This window comes from Streptomyces luteolifulvus, from assembly GCF_008806595.1.
Lineage (GTDB): Bacteria > Actinomycetota > Actinomycetes > Streptomycetales > Streptomycetaceae > Streptomyces > Streptomyces luteolifulvus.
In genome coordinates, this window is record NZ_VZRB01000004.1 from 387,225 (window position 1) to 402,854 (window position 15,630).

A 15,630-nucleotide genomic window follows, 5' to 3' on the forward strand; every position below is an offset into this window, starting at 1 on the left:
GACCTCCCCGCGAGTGTGCGCCGAGAGCTCATTCGGCAGGACCGCGAAGTGATCCGCCGCCGCTGGATCCTGAGTTGAGCAGACCCTGAGACGGGGACAAGAAGATGAAGCGGGGGCGCAATACCGTGCCGTCGCGCTGGACCTTCACGGACGCCGAGGGGCCGAAACCGCGACCCCGACGGCTGATGCCAGGAGCACCAGGTGCGACAGCGAAGTCCCGCGTCCGGCCTGGCGAGAGCGGTCAGTTGCCGCCATGCCGACTCGGCCGCGCCGGCGTCGGGCTGGGCGAGGGAGGCAGCGGTGCCCGGCGTTCGTCGGTGCGGATCACGTGGGTGCGGGCAATCCGGCCGGGTGGAAAGCCGAGTTCGAAGATCGGGTGGTGGATGAGGTGCTCGGCCTCGCCGTGCCGGCGTCCACCCCGATGAGCCGCCCGCCCGCTGAGACGTTTCCGCAGGTCAGGGACCTGCACGGTGGGGCGGGTGGTTCGAACCCACGGCCGACGGATTATGAGTCCCTTGGAGATCTTGGCGGCCCTTGCCGATCAGGGTCCGTTCGTGACGTTTTTGCTGGTCAGACGGGGTGTGTCGGGTCGCCGTGCCTCCGTCTTTGTCGATCTGTTCCTATCCTTGCGTCCCGACCTCGCCCCGGAGCGCCATGGACACCGGACTTTCGGGCGACAGCGCCGGCTCGGAGGAGGGCTTCGAACCCGTTTTCAGCGGATTTCTTTTCTTCGCCTTTCTGCGTCGGGAGGGAGCCACTCCCCTACGCCACCGATGGAGATCATGGTGGCCGCGCGGGCCGGACACGAGTCGGCGTGATGGCGCCCGTACACCCTGCCGCAGACCACCTGGCCGCCCCGGCCGGTCCCCGGGACGGCCGCGGCGTTCGCCCGGTAGCCGACTGGACGTCATGATGTGACGTCCACCAGTACCTTGCCGACCGCGCCGCTCTCCACCGCTCGGTGCGCGTCGGCGGTACGGTCGAGGGGGAAGCGGATCAGCGGCAGGCCGTGCTCCTCGCCGACCGGCAGGGCGCCGCCGCGGACGGCGGCGGCGACGTCCTGGGCGGCCGCGGCGCGTGCCTCCGGACCGGCCGTGTAGAGCACCAGGAACTGGAGGCGTGTGTTCAGCACCATGTTCTGCAGCACGTCCAGTTCGACCGGCTTGCCACCGTCGTTGGCGTAGGTCGCGATCGTGCCGCGCGTCCGCAGCACGTCCAGGTCCAGTGCGAGGTTGGCGCCGAGCGCCACCTCGGCGACGATGTCGACGCCATCCGGGGCGATCTTGCGAATCTCGGCGCCCGGGTCGCCCTCGCGATAGTTGATCACGTGGTGGGCCCCGGCGGCGGTGGCCAGCCGTGCTTTCTCCGGGCCGCTGATCGTGCTGATCACGGTGGCACCGGCCCATCGGGCGAGCTGGATCACCGCGTGCCCTACCGCCCCGGCCCCGCCTGCGGCGAGCACCACCCTGCCGTCAAGTGCCCCGGGCTGCAGACGGCGCGGCCCGCCCTCGGCGACGGTGAGCGCGCGGTGCGCGGTGAGCGCGGGGACGCCGAGTGAGGCGCCGACGTCGAACCCGGCCTGGTCGGGCAGCGGCACGGCCCGATCGGCGGGCACGACGGTGAACTCGGCTGCGGTGCCGGTGGGCCGCCCGGCGGCGGCCATGAACAGCCAGACCCGCTGACCGACCCGGCTCTGATCGATCCCCTCACCGACGGCGTCGATCGTGCCGGCGCCGTCGAGGTGCGGGGTGACCTCGGAGAAGTGCTTGGGGTGGCCGACGCCGGAGCGGGCCTGCCCGTCGGTCGGGTTGACCCCGGACACGGCGACCCGGACGCGAACCTCGCCGGGGCCGGGGGCGGGCAGGTCACGGTCGACGAGCTGAAGAACGTCGGGGGCGCCGTTGTCGCGGTAAATGATGGCCTTCATGATCCGTCCTCAGGGGTCCTTGCAGGTGTGGTCGCGGCCCGGGTCGTGTGGGTTCCGGTCAGCCGATGGGGACCTCGTTGGAGCGGGACTCGATGGCATCGAGGGTGGCGAGGGTCGCGGCGTCGAAGGTGATCGCGCCGGCCGCCATGTTGGCCTCCAGGTGGGCGGCGTCGGCGGTGCCAGGGATGAGCAGCACGTTCGGGGCACGGTGCAGCAGCCAGGCGAGGCCGACCTGGGAGGGCGTGACGCCCAGGGACACGGCCACGGCGTGCACGGCCGGCTCGTCGGCCGCTTTGGGCAGGCCCGGGAAGGCCCCGCCGAGCGGGAAGAACGGCACCCAGGCGATGCCCTCGGCCTCGCACAGCTGCAGCATGTCCTCGTCGTCGCGGGAGACGAGACTGTACGCGTTCTGCACGCAGACGACGCCTGCCGGCAGGGCGCGGCGCAGGCCATCGAGGGTGACGCTGCTCAGGCCGATCGCGCCGATCTTGCCCTCGTCACGCAGGGCGGTCATCACCGCGAGCTGGTCGTCGAGGTCGACGACCTGGTCGCCCTCGGGACGCAGCCCGGGGCCGGTGTCCAGGCGGCGGAGGTTGACGACCGCGAGCCGGTCGATGCTCAGGCTGCGCAGGTTGTCCTCGACGCTGGCGCGCAGTTGCTCGGGCCGCTGTGCCAGACGCAGCGGCAGGTGCCCGCCGGGGTCGGGGTCAGCGCCGACCTTCGTGACGACCAGGACGTCGTCCTCGGGGCGCAGTGCCTCGCGGATCACGTCGTTGGCGAACCCGAAGCCGTAGAACTCGGCGGTGTCCACGTGGTCGACGCCCAGCTCGACCGCGCGGCGCAACAGCGCGACGGCGTCGCCGCGGCGGTCGTGCAGGCGCTCGAGCTGCAAGGCGCCGTAGCCGATCCGGAAAACGGTGCGGGCGGCTAACGAAGCGGTCGCGGTGGTCATGACGCTGTCTCCTCGGTCGGTGATCGCAAGGCGGTGTACAGCAGTTCGGCCTGGTAGAGCGCCATGACCCGGTGGGCGATCGGAGTGGCGCGCTCCCGGGCCTCGGCCGGTTCGTGGTGCTCGACCTTGACCAGCCACGCCATGACGCAGTCGTGCAGCATCGCGCGCATCCGGTCAGTCATGTCGACCACGATGTCGCGGATGGCCGGGTCGGTGGTCGCCTCACCCCAGGTCTGCACGCCGACCCGGGCCTCGGCCGGGTCGATCGCGGCGATCAGGCGGGAGAGCAGTTCGTCAGGGCCGGGCGGGGCGTCGCCCGCGGCGTACTCGCCGAGGACGTCGGCGCGTCTGGCAAGCACCTCGCGGGCGGCGGCCCGAACCAGGTCGGCCTTGTTGCGGTAGTGCGCATAGATCGAGCCGGCCGAGAGGCCGGACTCGGCGGTGATGTCGGCGATCGAGGTCCGCTCCAGGCCGTTGCGGCCGAAGCAGCGTACGGCGGCCTCGGCGATCTGGGTACGCCGGAGTTCCTTGCGCGCGTCGGTGAGCCGCGGCACCACACCCCCACAAAAAGAATATGTGTTCTGCTTGCAGAGGCTCACACTAACAGAATGGCTGTTCCTTTTGTAGTGGGTGAGTCGCGTACGAACAGGCCCGGTCGTGACGGCCTGGGCCTGTTCGCGATGGGTTCGTCAGACGGAAGGCAGCCAGTCGGTGCGCGTGGGCTCGGCTGTCGCGCTCTCCGGATCCCGTTCCGCGGCGGCGGCGATCCGCTCCGCCGAAGACGGTCGAACCGGGAGTCATAGGTAGTGGCTCCGAGCCGGACCGCTGTACGCGGTATGGCCCGCGCCTGCCCGTCCTCGCCGTCGCCCATCTCGTCGTCACTGTGCGGTCGCACAGCTGCCGCAGGCCGAGCGCCCGCGGCCGTGACGGCATACCGGCCAGGCGGCGAGGAGCCCGTCGGCGGCCGGGAAGCCGTCGGCGGCCAGCCGCTTGACGGCCGCGTCGATGCAGAGGCGTTGAAGCTCTCGACGACGGCCGAACGCTGACCCGGGCGATGAGGTTCGGGTGGCACGGTGCTCGGGGCATAGGTGGCGCCACGGCCCCACACCTCCGCCACCTCCAGCGCATCGAAGAAGGAACCGCGTTCCATGATCCAGGCACGGTGAGCCGAGGGGGGGTCCCCGATGTTCTCGCAATGATCGACTGAGACCCGACCCAGCCGTTCCCGTACCCTTCCTCGGAGCCGCCGCGCATGCCCGGCTCGGGAGGGGGACACGGACAACCGCGAGGGAGACGGTATGGGAGCCGCTGACCGGCAGAGCACCGGAGACTGGAACGGGGTTGGCAACCAGCCCCGAGCCAGGGGTGACCGTACGAGCGAGTACGGCCATGGCTACGCAGGTCCTCCCGAGGCAGCACCCCACCCTGACTACGGCCCCGATACCGGCGCCGGCCGTGTCCCCTCTCTGCCCGTACGCCGGGGGCACGCCCCCAGGACGGGCAACGGGGACGCCCCAGTGACTGGCACCGGACATGGCCCCGACCACGGCCCCCGAGCGGGCGCCGGCGGTCACGGACACACGCACACCCACGGCCACGGGCCTGCCGCGCCGGTCTCCCGGCACCTGCGCAAGGTCATCGCGGCGGTCTTGATCCCCTTCACCGCCGCGGTAGTGGTGGGGCTCGTGGTGCTGTGGCCGAGTGGGGGGCCGCCGCACAAGCGCACAGGTGTCGGCTTCGACCAGCAGAGGCAGCAGGCCACGGTCACCAAACTCGTCGAGGTGAGCTGCAGCTCGGTGAACGCCTCCGGCGAGACCCCCACCGGCGACACCTCGACAGCCGAGGGAAACTCAGCGGTGCAGGAGGCGAACGGCACCTGCAAGACGGCCACGATCCGCGTCGACACCGGCAAGGACAAGGGCCGTACGTTCACCGAGATCGTGCAGCCCGACCAGTCACGCCAGCTGCACGAGGGCGAGAGGGTCGTGGTCGCCTACGAGCCCTCCGCGCCCAAGGACCTTCAGTACTCGGTCGCCGATGTGAACCGCCGATTCCCGATGGGCCTGCTGGCCGGTATCTTCGCGCTCGCCGTCGTGGTCGTGGGTCGGCTGCGCGGGGTGATGGCGCTGGTCGCGCTGGCCATCAGCTTCATGGTGCTGAACTTCTTCATTTTGCCGGCGATCTTGCAGGGTGCGAATCCCCTACTCGTGGCGGTGGTCGGGTCGAGCGCCATCATGCTGATCGCCCTGTACATGTGCCACGGCCTGTCGGCCCGGACGTCGGTGGCGGTGCTCGGCACGCTGGCCTCGCTCCTGCTGATCGGAATCCTCGGCTCGCAGTTCATCGGCTGGGCCGCGCTCACCGGCGACACGGACGACAACACCGGGCTGATCCACGGCCTGTATCCGTCGATCGACATGAGTGGTCTGCTGCTGGCCGGCGTCATCATCGGTTCGCTCGGTGTCCTGGACGACGTCACGGTGACGCAGACCTCGGCGGTCTGGGAGCTGCACGAGGCAAATCCGTCGATGGGCTGGCGCGGGCTGTACCGGGCAGCTATCCGCATCGGCCGCGACCACATCGCCTCCGTGGTCAACACCCTCGTCCTCGCGTACGCCGGTGCCGCCCTGCCTCTGCTGCTGCTCTTCTCCATAGCGCAGAGCGGCGTGGGCACGGTCGCCAACAGCGAGCTGGTCGCCGAGGAGATCGTCCGCACGCTGGTCGGATCGATCGGCCTGGTCGCCTCGGTACCGATCACCACGGCCCTTGCGGCTCTGGTGGTCTCGGCGGACCGGCGCCGTCAACAGACGGAAACGGCGACAGCGGGCCCGGCTGCGGCTGCCGGAGCGGCTGCGAGCCGGGGCGGGCGTCGACGGAAGCGTTGAAAGCGATCTCTTCGAGGTGGGCCTCGGGCACGAGTTGCACGTCATGACCGGCCGGTGTGCCGGCCTCCTGCCGGCGCAGCACATCCTCCACCAGCAGCCCTGCCAGGACGGCCGTCGCAGCGGTTCCGGGCCACGGCACCGGCGGCAGGGTGTCCCCGTCCAGATAGGCCCAGTGCGCGGCCGGTTCGTCGGGCAAGTCGGCGGCGGCGAACAGACGACCACGGGTGTCGGCGTACGAGACGGTCCGCCCGGGAACGGACATGGGGCCGAGGACGAAGCGCAGCCCTTCGGCACGGCAGCGGTGCCAGGTCGTCGAGTTCAGCGCGCACCGCGTCAACCCGCTGCCAGTGCGCGTCGGGTAGCCATCCGGCGCACCAGATCACAGCATCGGCGGCCTGCACGGCGTCCTCGTCAACCGGACTGGTGGCGATGCACGTTCCGGACGGCAGCAGCGCGGCGACCGCGTGGGCGACCGGGTTGTCGCTCTCGATATGAACGCTCAAGGTGCCCGAGGCCAGCCGCTCCTGAGCGGTGGTCAGTGTGCCGCGCTCGTGGAGTGCCGCGAGCAGGGCCTGACCGTGCTCGCTCTCCAGGGCGGGATCGACCGGTCCCCCCTCGACCCCGTAAGCGAGCCACTGGGCTGAGTGAGCAGTTCGTGCGGACCGCGGATCCGGGTGAAGCGCCCGTCCGGCTTCTGAGCCGCCAGCTTCCGTCGGGGCCTGCATACAGATGGTGTCCGGGTGCGATGCGATCCATGGAGAGTGCCTTCCTGGAGGGGCCGCCCGCCCCGTGGCCTGGCCACGGGGCGGGCGGCGTGGTGACTGCTCAGGCGGTCCAGGCGAACGGGATGTGGACCAGGGCGTTGGTGCCCGGACCTGCGGCGCCGCGAGCGAACCGTCGGAGCCATCCATCGCGCCGCGACACCAGCAGTCTTCATGCACACCTGGGACCTGGCACGGGCCACCGGCCAGGACGAACACCTCGATCCCGCCAAATGTGCCCAGTTGCTCGACGGGATGCTGCCGCTCGACGACGTTCTCCGTGCGAGCGGGCAGTACCAACCGCGGGTCGAGGTGCCGGAGAGTGCCGACGTCCCGTCTCGCTTGCTTGCTTTCATCGGCCGCAAGCCCTGACGAGCCGGAAGGCACCGTCGGCGGGCCGGTGCAGGGGCGCGCAGAGGCCCCGACCCGGTACACGGGTCGGAGCCTCCGTGGTCGTCCCAGCAGGCCAGAACGTCGACGTACAGGTTGCCGACCGATGAGCTCGGCGGGCGCGCCCGCGTCTCCCCTCCACGGACATCCTGCTGCGGTCGGACACGGCGCCTGTGGAGACGGCCCCCAAGGTCAGGCGGTGGCCGGCGCCGGGCCTACCAGCTCGGACAGGACGTCCTCCATGGTCACGAACCCGAGGACCGCGCCCGTCTCGCCGGTCACCGCGGCCAAGTGGCTGCCGTCGGCTCGCAGAGCGGTCAGGGCGTCGTCCAGCGGCGTGTCGATGCGGACCCCGGTGATGGGGTGCAGGGCAGTACGCGGGAACGGCTGGTCGCGGTCGGTGACGCCGAGTGTGTCCTTGATGTGCAGGTAGCCCAGCAAGGTGCCGTTGGAGCCGGTGACGGGGAAGCGGGAGTAACCCGCGGCGGCCGCGGTCCGCTCCAGCTCGGCAGGGGTGATCGTGTGGCCGACGGTGCGCATCTTCTGCGCAGGGACGAGGATCTCGCCCACTGGGCGGGTGCCCAGTTCCAGCGCGTCGCGCAGCCGTTCGCCGTCGGCCGGGCTGAGCAGGCCGGCCTCTCTGGAGTCGACGACCATGCGGGCGAGCTGGTCGTCGGTGAAGACGGACTCGATCTCGTTCTTGGGTTCGACGCGCAGCAGCTTCAGCAGCGTGTTGGCGAAGGCGTTGATGCCGAAGACGACCGGACGGAGCGCCCGGGTGAGGGCCACCAGAGGCGGGCCGAGCAGCAGCGCGGTGGGGACCGGCGCGGCCAGGGCGATGTTCTTCGGGACCATCTCGCCGATCAGCATGTGCAGGTACGTCGCCACGGTGAGCGCGATGACGAACGCGATCGGGTGCACCAGGCCGTGCGGGATGTGGGCCACCTCGAAGCCGGGTTCCAGCAGGTGCGCGATGGCTGGTTCGGCGACCGCGCCCAGCACCAGCGAGGAGACGGTGATGCCGAGCTGGGCGGTGGCCAGCATCGCCGAGATGTGCTGCAGGCCCCACAAGGTCATCCGGGCTCGCTTGTTACCCTCCTCGGCGCGCGGTTCGATCTGGCTTCGGCGCACCGAGATCAGGGCGAACTCGCCGCCCACGAAGAAGGCGTTGGTCAGCAGCGTCAGGGCGCCGATGGCGAGCTGCAGGACGGTCATCGGGGCTCCTCCCCCGCCTGGACCGGCACCGGGGCCGGTTCGGTGATGCGGATCCGGTCGGCGCGGTGGTGCTCGACCTCCAGGACATCCAGTTGCCAGCCGTCGAGGCCGACGGAGTCCCCCTTGGCGGGAATGCGGGCGAGGCGGGTGGCGATGAGTCCGGCCACGGTCTCGTACGGGCCCTCGGGCGCAGTCAGTCCTATGCCGGTGAGCTGGTCGAGGCGGACGCCGCCGTCCGCCTCCCACACCGAGCGGCCCTCCGCTGTGGCGGGGGCGGGGAGCAGGTCGGGGACCTCGACGGGGTCGTGCTCGTCGCGGACCTCGCCGACGACCTCCTCGACGATGTCCTCCATCGTCGCCACTCCCGCCGTGCCGCCGTACTCGTCGATGACGACGGCCATGGTGCGGGTGGCCCGCAGCCGCTCGAGCAGCCGGTCGGCGGTGAGGCTGTCGGGCACCAGGAGGGGCTCGGTGGCCAGCTCGGTGACCGGTGTGACCGTCCGTATGGCCGGTTCCAGGGCGAGGACGTCGCGGATGTGGACGGAGCCGATGACCTCGTCCAGGCTGTCGCGGTAGACAGGGAAGCGGGACAGGCCGGTGGCGTGGGTGAGGTTCGCGGCGTCGGCGGCGGTCGCGTGCGCTTCGAGGGCCTTCACGTCGACGCGCGGGGTCATCACGTTCTCGGCCGTGAGCTCGCTCAGGTGCAGGGTGCGCACGAAGAGTTCGGCGGAGTCCGCCTCCAGGGCGCCCTCGGCGGCCGAGTGCCGGGCCAGCGCGATCAGCTCCTCAGGGCTGCGCGCGGAGGCCAGCTCCTCGGCGGGCTCCAGACCGAAGCGGCGTACGAACCGGTTCGCGGTGTTGTTCAGGTGCCGGATGAAGGGGCCGAAGGCGGCGGTGAACCCGCGCTGGGGACCGGCGACCACCTTGGCGACGGCCAGCGGGCGGGAGATCGCCCAGTTCTTCGGGACCAGCTCGCCCACCACCATCAGCACCACGGTGGAGACTGCCACGCCCAGCACGGTCGCCACCGACGAGGCGGCACCGCCCAGGCCGACGGACTGCAGCGGGCCTTCGAGGAGCGCCGCGAGGGACGGCTCGGCAAGCATGCCGATCACCAGCGAGGTGACGGTGATGCCGAGCTGGGCGCCGGACAGCTGGACGGTCAGCCGGCGTACGGCCTTCAGCGCGCCCTCGGCGCCGTGCTCACCCGCCTCCGCGGCCCGCTCCAGGTCGCCGCGCTCGACGGTGGTCAGGGAGAACTCGGCCGCGACGAACACCGCGCAGGCCAGTGTGAGCAGGAGGGCCAGCAGGAGCAGCAGGACCTCGGTCACCGTGCCACCCCCGATCCGTCAGTGGCCGCATGTCGCGGACGACGGGGTGTGGCACGGCTGGTACTGGGAGGCTCACCCATTGCGGGACCGTGGCTCCTTCGTGGTTCGGAGGGCCGCGAGGGCCCTGCTGCGTTCGGGGCCATCAGCAGCCCTCAGGTAATGGTAAAGGGCAAGAAAAGCGAGCCGGTCAAGCCCTTGACGACCGCCAGGTTGCGACAGTTTTCGGACTTTCCCGCGCTGGGGGCCGCGCCGCCGCCTCCGACGGGCCGGGCAACCCTATGCTTCTACTCGCCTGTAGAGAACGCCCGGGCCTTCCCGGTTGTTCCGCGTGCCGCACCCGACGAGCGGCGACGGCACCGCCCGACAAGACGGACGCACGAAAAGGAGTGAACGCCGCGATGGTGTTCAAACGACTGCTTGGTTCGCTCGGCGTGGGCGGGCCCACCGTCGACACGGTCCTCGATCCGGGCGCGACCCGCCCCGGCGGCGCGCTCACCGGTCAGGTCCATCTCAAGGGTGGCAGTGCCGACTTCGACATCGAGCACATCGCCCTGGAACTGATGGCGCGCGTCGAGGCCGAGCACGAGGAGGGCGAGAGCGAGGGTGTCGTCGCCTTCGACCGGTTCCTCGTCGGTGGCGGCTTCCGGCTGGCCGAGGGCGAGGAATGCAGCGTGCCGTTCAGTGTGACGCTGCCGTGGGAGACCCCGATCACCGAGCTGTACGGGCAGGGCCTGGGCGTCGTACTCGGAGTGCGGACCGAGCTGTCGGTGGCCGGCGCGAAGGGCAAGGGCGACCTGGACCAGCTCACTGTGGCTCCGCTGCCCGTCCAGGAGGCCGTACTGGAGGCCCTCGGGCAGCTCGGCTTCGGCTTCAGGACTGCCGACCTGGAATACGGTCGCATCGGTGGTACCGGGCAGCAACTGCCGTTCTACCAGGAGATCGAGCTGACCCCGGCGCCGCAGTACGCGCACCAGGTCAACGAGATCGAGGTGACCTTCCTCACCGACCCCGGCGGTATGGAGGTGGTCCTGGAGGCCGACAAGCGCGGTGGCCTGTTCTCCGAGGGACAAGACATGATCACCCGCTTCACCGTCGGACACCACGACTCGCGCGACTGGAACACCGAAGTCGACGGCTGGATCCGGCAGCTGGTCGAGCACCGGGCGTCGTACGGCTCCCACGCCTCGTACGGGCACGAAGGGCACCACGGCCACGGCTACGACGACCACCACCACGACGGCCACTGCTCCGGCCCCGGCATCGGCACCGCGGTCGCCGCCGGGGCGGCGGGCCTGGCGGTGGGTGTCGTCGGAGGGATGGTCGCGGCCGAGGTCGTCGACGAGATCGGTGACTTTTTCGAGGGCGACGAGGAGGACGAGGGCTGAGCAGCCGGTCGAGCCCGACGACGGTCAGGCGCTGATCGTCTGCAGGAACTGGTCGGCGACTCATTGGAGGCGATCGCGGCCCCCGGTCGGTCGAAGCCCTGCTCTCGGGGTGAAGATCATGAACCGGCCGGAACTTATCCGCCGGGCCGCTAGTTTCTACGTTGCTGTAGATATTGATGGGATGCCGGCCCGCCGCTGGGGCGGACCGGGCCTTCAACTCGAACGTATGGAGTTCTCATGGCCCTGTGGGACCGCATCAAGGAGTCCGCGTCGACGATGCAGACCCAGCTCGTGGCGAAGAAGAACGACCTCAAGAGCGGTGCATTCCGCGACGCGAGCATGGCGATGTGCGCGCTGGTCGCCGCCGCCGACGGCACCATCGACCCCTCCGAGCGTCAGCGTGTGGCGCAACTCATCGCCACCAACGAGGTACTGCAGAACTTCGACGCCACGGACCTGCAACGGCGCTTCGACGACAACCTCAACAAGCTCACCGCCGACTTCGCCTTCGGCAAGGTCGGCGTGCTGCAGGAGATCGCCAAGGCGAAGAAGAAGCCCGCCGAGGCGCGTGCCGTCATCCAGATCGGCATCGTCATCGGCGGCGCCGACGGCGACTTCGACAAGACCGAGCAGGCGGTAGTCCGCGAGGCGTGCTTCACCCTCGACCTGCCGCCCCACGAGTTCGACCTCTGATCGAGCGCGGCACGTACGCCGGGCCGGTCCTGCAGAGGCACCGGCCCGACGTGCTGCCCGGCTCGGGCGCTTCCTAGAGAGGGGTCGCCGCGTGCAGGATCACGGCGAGCGTCAGGGCGGAGTTCGCGGACGACATGGCCGATACAGCCGTACCGGCGGCCGCCGTCCAAGCCGCCGCCCCCACTGCGGTGAATACGGACGGCCAGTAGCGCGCCGCGGGTGCGGGGGCGAGGAGCGCGGCCACTCGGCGCGGCACGGGCCCGGGCGCGGCGAATTCCGCGAGCGTGGGCACCGGAGTGCCGCGGGAGACCAATGCCGCTTTGCCGATCGCGCGCGCCACGGTGCGTCGCCTTCCGACCAGCTCGGCTGCTTCCTCGTCCGCCCACCGCTCCGTCGTATAAGACACCGCGGTGCGCAGCGGATACAGGAACGGATTGGCGTGCGCGGCCAGCCGTACGGCGAGCAGGAAGCGGTGGTGGCGGGCGGTGAGGTGCGCGCGTTCGTGGGCGAACAGGGCGCGCCGCTCGGCAGGTTCGAGGCAGGACAACAGCGCCGTCGTCACCACGATCCGGTCACGAGCCTTCCCGGGCAGCGCGTACGCGTAGGGAGCTTCGTCGGGCAGCACCGCCACCTCGGTCCCCGGCAGGCCGGCCAGCGCCCGGTGGGCCCGGCGGCGCATCCGCCAGTGGCGCCACAGGGTTCCTCCGCACGCAGCGACCACTACAAGCAGGGCGGGTACGGCCGCCCGCCCGGCGACCTCGTCGTACGGCACCGCCGCACGCACCTCCGGGTCCGACCATCCGTCGGGCAGCGGGTTCCCGGGCAACTGGGCTGTCCCCACCACCATCAGCAGCCCCAGGCACACAGAGCTGCACGTCGCCATGGCACCGGCCAGCCCGGTCAGCAGCCGCGTGGCGGTGCGGGGATGCAGATGCTGCTCGGCCAGGCGGGCGATCGGCCACGCCGTGAGCGGCAGGACCAGCGGAAGAAAGACGAACACCCCCATGAGGCTTCAGTCTTCCCCTTCGGCCTTCGCCCGACTCAGCACTTCCCGCAAGAGGCGTTCGTCGCCCGGCTCGAGTGAGGTGACGAAGCTGGCCAGCACCGCTTCCCGGTCGCTCTCGCCGTCCAGCAGCTTGCGCATCTTGTGCGCGGCGAGCCCCGCCTGGTCGGACACCGGGGTCCAGGCGAAGGACCGGCCGGCACGCTCGCGCGTCACCGCACCCTTGGCCAGCAGCCGCGTCAGGATGGTGATCACGGTGGTGTAGGCGAGGTCCCCGCCGAGCCGCTCCTGCACCCAGCCCGCACTCGCCGGACCGTCCGCCTCCCGCAGGGCCGACAGAACCAGCCCCTCCAACTCGCCCTGTCCCCGGCGCCGAGGACGCTGCCGCTGGTTCATCACACCCTGTCTCCCTTCCACTGCCCTGTGGTTCACAGGCGGTCCATCGTAAAGACCTCCGGCACCGCTCCGCTGACAGCGGCAGCGTGCAGTCCTCCCCTCCCCACACACGGGGCTGGCCAGCGTTACGGAACAGCCAAGAGCGGCACGCCGTTCCGAGACGTGAGCACGGGCGACGGTCCCCCGGCACATTCAGGAACGAGAGGACGGCTCGTCGCGCTCGGCGGCCGCGCCTGAGACGACTCGTCCCGACCCAGACGGCGCATCAGGGGAGTCCTGCTCTTTCAGAGCCTTGGCCTCGCTCTTGAAGATCCGGGCCGCTTTACCCGCCGAACGCGTCAGCTCGGGCAGCTTCTTGATGCCGAGGACCACGATGACAACGACGAGGATCAGGGCCAGTTCACTCAAGCCGAACATCAGGTCTGCTCTCTCCCAGTGGCGGACGAGCCGCCGATTTGACGGACCGACCACACATCGCCATCTACAGTGCTGTAGAAGTCTCTCCTGGAACGTGATCGCTCAACAAGCCCCCTTCCAGCCTCGTCGCCGGGAGGTGCCGATGCACCATGCGAAGGAGCACAGACAGCAGGATGCTGGACCACCCCGGCCCTACGGCAGCTCTGGCAGCCCCGTCTGCTCGCCGGGAACCATCCCGCCGCTGCCGCGCCCCCACTGAGGCCCGCTGGTTCGCCCCCACCGTCTTCGCAGTGATCCTGGTCAACGCGGCTCTGCTGGGCGTGGAGACTCGCTGGTCACCGGGCTGGTGAACGCGCCGCAGCGAGCCGGCTCCAGCCTTCGCACCCGGAACCGGTCGCGTCGCAGCAGGGGCCGTTCGACGAAGACGTACGAGGCGAGGGCCGCCGCGACCGTCGCCGCGGCGCCGGTGGGGAGCAGCCATCCGCCGTCCACGCCGAGGTCGAAGAGCAGCCGGACGACTGGGTAGTGCCACAAGTACATCCCGTAGCTGAGGTTGCGTCCGACCCACGCCAGGGCGGGCACCGACAGCAGACGGGAGGTCCACGACTGCGGGCACAGGTCCTGCGCGGCCACGACCCCGGCCGACAGAACGGCGGCGGCCAGGAATCCGACCGTGTACCACACGGGGTTCCACCCGCTCGGTTCGGTGATCGGGATCTGCCAGGCGACCAGCCCCAGCAGCGCGAGCGCGGGCCAGCAGAGCCGTCCCGCCCATCGGCACAGCAGCGCCAGCCGGGGGTCGGCGGCGCGCAGTCGGGCCAGCACGACGGCCAGCAGAGCGCCGACGAGGAGCTGGTCGGCGCGGGTGTCGGGGCCGTTGTAGATGCGGTGCGCCGCCGTGGGCTCCCAGAGCACCATCCGCCAGAGCACCGGCAGGATGCACAGCGCCGCGACCCAGCCCAGCACCGTCCGAGCCGTCGCGTGCCGGAGCAGCACCAGCAGCAGGAGCGGCCAGGCCAGATAGAACTGCTCCTCCACGCCCAGTGACCATGTGTGACTGAGCGGCGCGGTGAGGTCCGAGTACGGCCCGGGCTCCCCGGCCCGTACGAGATTGACCACCGACGCCGCCGCCAGCGCCGCCGCCACCCACGCCCCGTCGAACAGCGGCAGCGGGAGCGCCACGGACAGCAAGGCGGTGACCGCGCACATCGCCAGCATGGCCGGCACCAGCCGCAGCCACCGCCGCCGGTAGAACGACCACAGGCCGATGCGACCGGTACGGGCGTACTCGGCGACCAGCAGCCGGGTGATGACGAAACCGCTGATCGTGAAGAAGACGTCAACGGCCACTGAGCCTCCGGGCACCAGTTCCGGCTCCACGTGATACACGATCACCAACACCACCGCGACCGTCCGCAGTCCGTCCAGCCCCGCCACCCGCCCACCACCACGCAGTGCCGACGAAAAGCCCCGCCCGTTGCCTCTGGGCCGTTCCGCCGGTGAGGGGACGAGTGGCAGGGCCGCTCGCACGTCCAGGCTCTGCTCCGCGGCCTCGTCTACCGTGCTCTGATGGGGAGTGCTCATCGGCGGCGTCTGCCCAGGCGCAACAGAGATCACACAGTTTCTCGTGTTCCCCACACGATCGGCGCCACTGTCCGACCACCGGCGCTGGCGGCGGTGCGCGAGGTGCTCCCGCGATCGACGTCGCCAGTCGACTTTCGGAACGTCCCCTCACACGCCAGGAATCGTCCGGAGGATTCGGCAGCCGTGGCGCAGGCAATCCTGGTCAGACGCAACTCTCACGGCCGCCTCGCGGCCGTGTGCAGTGGCGAGACCGAACGGTCCCTCGGGCATCTGAAGCGCGCAGGGCACACCCGTCGGACCGCTTCCTGTTCGGGCCGTTTCAGGGGCCAACAGCCGTCCTGACGTGCGGTTCACCCGGCAAGGCATTTCGAAGCACCCATAAATGGATAATACGGACGTAGTAGTGACTTGGCCCCGGGGCCAACACAGGCACCCGAAAGCCGCTGCGCCACCTTCTGACCCACGTGCCGAACACGGCAAAACCGCACCCATGAGGGCGGGGGCTCCCCCTCCCGGCTCGTTCAGGGAACAATCGTTCTGGGGGAGCCCCCGCCCTCATAGGGTCAGGTCAGCGACTCAGCGCACCTTCGGTGCGCGCCGGGGGCGTGGTAAATGCCGTGGCGCGCGCCGGACATGCTTCTGTCTGCCCTGACGTGGGCTGATGCCGTTCGGGGACGCTGAAGGTGTTCGT

Annotated in this window: 13 protein-coding genes; 4 read left to right on the forward strand and 9 right to left on the reverse strand. The window is 70.5% G+C overall.

The window, feature by feature from the left end; all coding sequences use genetic code 11:
• Positions 1–907: 907 nt before the first annotated feature.
• The 3 genes from F7R91_RS08770 to F7R91_RS08780 are packed head-to-tail and all read right to left on the reverse strand — an operon-like array spanning position 908 to position 3,433.
• A complete protein-coding gene (locus F7R91_RS08770) occupies positions 908–1,927 on the reverse strand; it encodes an NADPH:quinone reductase (RefSeq protein ID WP_150946191.1) in 1,020 nt (339 codons plus the stop codon).
• A gap of 58 nt (positions 1,928–1,985) precedes the next feature.
• Positions 1,986–2,879, reverse strand: coding sequence for an aldo/keto reductase (locus F7R91_RS08775; RefSeq protein WP_150946192.1), 894 nt, complete (start codon positions 2,877–2,879; stop codon positions 1,986–1,988).
• Complete coding sequence (locus F7R91_RS08780) at positions 2,876–3,433, reverse strand: TetR/AcrR family transcriptional regulator (protein ID WP_191971408.1); 558 nt, start codon at positions 3,431–3,433, stop codon at positions 2,876–2,878. Before F7R91_RS08780 ends, F7R91_RS08775 begins: the two co-directional genes overlap by 4 nt.
• Positions 3,434–4,396: 963 nt before the next feature.
• Here F7R91_RS08780 and F7R91_RS08785 point away from each other — a divergent pair.
• A complete protein-coding gene (locus F7R91_RS08785) occupies positions 4,397–5,764 on the forward strand; it encodes a YibE/F family protein (protein WP_225320574.1) in 1,368 nt (455 codons plus the stop codon).
• 935 nt (positions 5,765–6,699) lie between these two features.
• Entirely contained in the window at positions 6,700–6,897 is a 198-nt protein-coding gene (locus tag F7R91_RS08790; RefSeq protein WP_225320575.1) for a DinB family protein, read from the forward strand.
• A 210-nt stretch (positions 6,898–7,107) separates the two neighbouring features.
• On the opposite strand, the gene F7R91_RS08795 is transcribed toward F7R91_RS08790, so the two are convergent.
• Both F7R91_RS08795 and F7R91_RS08800 read right to left on the reverse strand, forming a co-directional pair.
• Positions 7,108–8,130 carry a hemolysin family protein gene (locus tag F7R91_RS08795; protein ID WP_150946196.1) on the reverse strand — a complete coding sequence of 341 codons (1,023 nt, stop codon included), beginning with the start codon at positions 8,128–8,130 and terminating at the stop codon, positions 7,108–7,110.
• Positions 8,127–9,461: a hemolysin family protein gene (locus F7R91_RS08800; protein ID WP_150946198.1), complete on the reverse strand. Its 1,335-nt coding sequence runs from the start codon at positions 9,459–9,461 to the stop codon at positions 8,127–8,129. Before F7R91_RS08800 ends, F7R91_RS08795 begins: the two co-directional genes overlap by 4 nt.
• A 398-nt stretch (positions 9,462–9,859) precedes the next feature.
• Between F7R91_RS08800 and F7R91_RS08805 the strand changes: the two genes are divergently transcribed.
• A complete protein-coding gene (locus F7R91_RS08805; protein ID WP_150946200.1) occupies positions 9,860–10,846 on the forward strand; it encodes a sporulation protein in 987 nt (328 codons plus the stop codon).
• A 237-nt stretch (positions 10,847–11,083) separates the two neighbouring features.
• Positions 11,084–11,539 carry a tellurite resistance TerB family protein gene (locus F7R91_RS08810; RefSeq protein WP_150946202.1) on the forward strand — a complete coding sequence of 152 codons (456 nt, stop codon included), beginning with the start codon at positions 11,084–11,086 and terminating at the stop codon, positions 11,537–11,539.
• A gap of 73 nt (positions 11,540–11,612) precedes the next feature.
• Here the strand turns inward: F7R91_RS08810 and F7R91_RS08815 are convergent, their stop codons facing one another.
• The 4 genes from F7R91_RS08815 to F7R91_RS08835 form a co-directional block, all read right to left on the reverse strand.
• Complete coding sequence (locus tag F7R91_RS08815; RefSeq protein ID WP_150946204.1) at positions 11,613–12,545, reverse strand: M56 family metallopeptidase; 933 nt, start codon at positions 12,543–12,545, stop codon at positions 11,613–11,615.
• Positions 12,546–12,551: 6 nt separating this feature from the next.
• Complete coding sequence (locus F7R91_RS08820) at positions 12,552–12,938, reverse strand: BlaI/MecI/CopY family transcriptional regulator (RefSeq protein ID WP_150946206.1); 387 nt, start codon at positions 12,936–12,938, stop codon at positions 12,552–12,554.
• A gap of 192 nt (positions 12,939–13,130) precedes the next feature.
• On the reverse strand, positions 13,131–13,355 hold the full coding sequence (locus tag F7R91_RS08825) for a twin-arginine translocase TatA/TatE family subunit (RefSeq protein WP_150946208.1): 225 nt from the start codon (positions 13,353–13,355) through the stop codon (positions 13,131–13,133).
• Positions 13,356–13,655: 300 nt separating this feature from the next.
• Complete coding sequence (locus tag F7R91_RS08835; RefSeq protein ID WP_150946210.1) at positions 13,656–14,939, reverse strand: acyltransferase family protein; 1,284 nt, start codon at positions 14,937–14,939, stop codon at positions 13,656–13,658.
• Between the last annotated feature and the right edge of the window lie 691 nt (positions 14,940–15,630).

Coding starts and splice junctions, on each gene's coding strand:
- F7R91_RS08820 (WP_150946206.1), bottom strand. CDS start 12,938: ATGAACCAGCGGCAGCGTCCTCGGCGCCGGGGACAGGGCGAGTTGGAG.
- F7R91_RS08790 (WP_225320575.1), top strand. CDS start 6,700: ATGCACACCTGGGACCTGGCACGGGCCACCGGCCAGGACGAACACCTC.
- F7R91_RS08770 (WP_150946191.1), bottom strand. CDS start 1,927: ATGAAGGCCATCATTTACCGCGACAACGGCGCCCCCGACGTTCTTCAG.
- F7R91_RS08795 (WP_150946196.1), bottom strand. CDS start 8,130: ATGACCGTCCTGCAGCTCGCCATCGGCGCCCTGACGCTGCTGACCAAC.
- F7R91_RS08810 (WP_150946202.1), top strand. CDS start 11,084: ATGGCCCTGTGGGACCGCATCAAGGAGTCCGCGTCGACGATGCAGACC.
- F7R91_RS08825 (WP_150946208.1), bottom strand. CDS start 13,355: ATGTTCGGCTTGAGTGAACTGGCCCTGATCCTCGTCGTTGTCATCGTG.
- F7R91_RS08835 (WP_150946210.1), bottom strand. CDS start 14,939: ATGAGCACTCCCCATCAGAGCACGGTAGACGAGGCCGCGGAGCAGAGC.
- F7R91_RS08815 (WP_150946204.1), bottom strand. CDS start 12,545: ATGGGGGTGTTCGTCTTTCTTCCGCTGGTCCTGCCGCTCACGGCGTGG.
- F7R91_RS08775 (WP_150946192.1), bottom strand. CDS start 2,879: ATGACCACCGCGACCGCTTCGTTAGCCGCCCGCACCGTTTTCCGGATC.
- F7R91_RS08805 (WP_150946200.1), top strand. CDS start 9,860: ATGGTGTTCAAACGACTGCTTGGTTCGCTCGGCGTGGGCGGGCCCACC.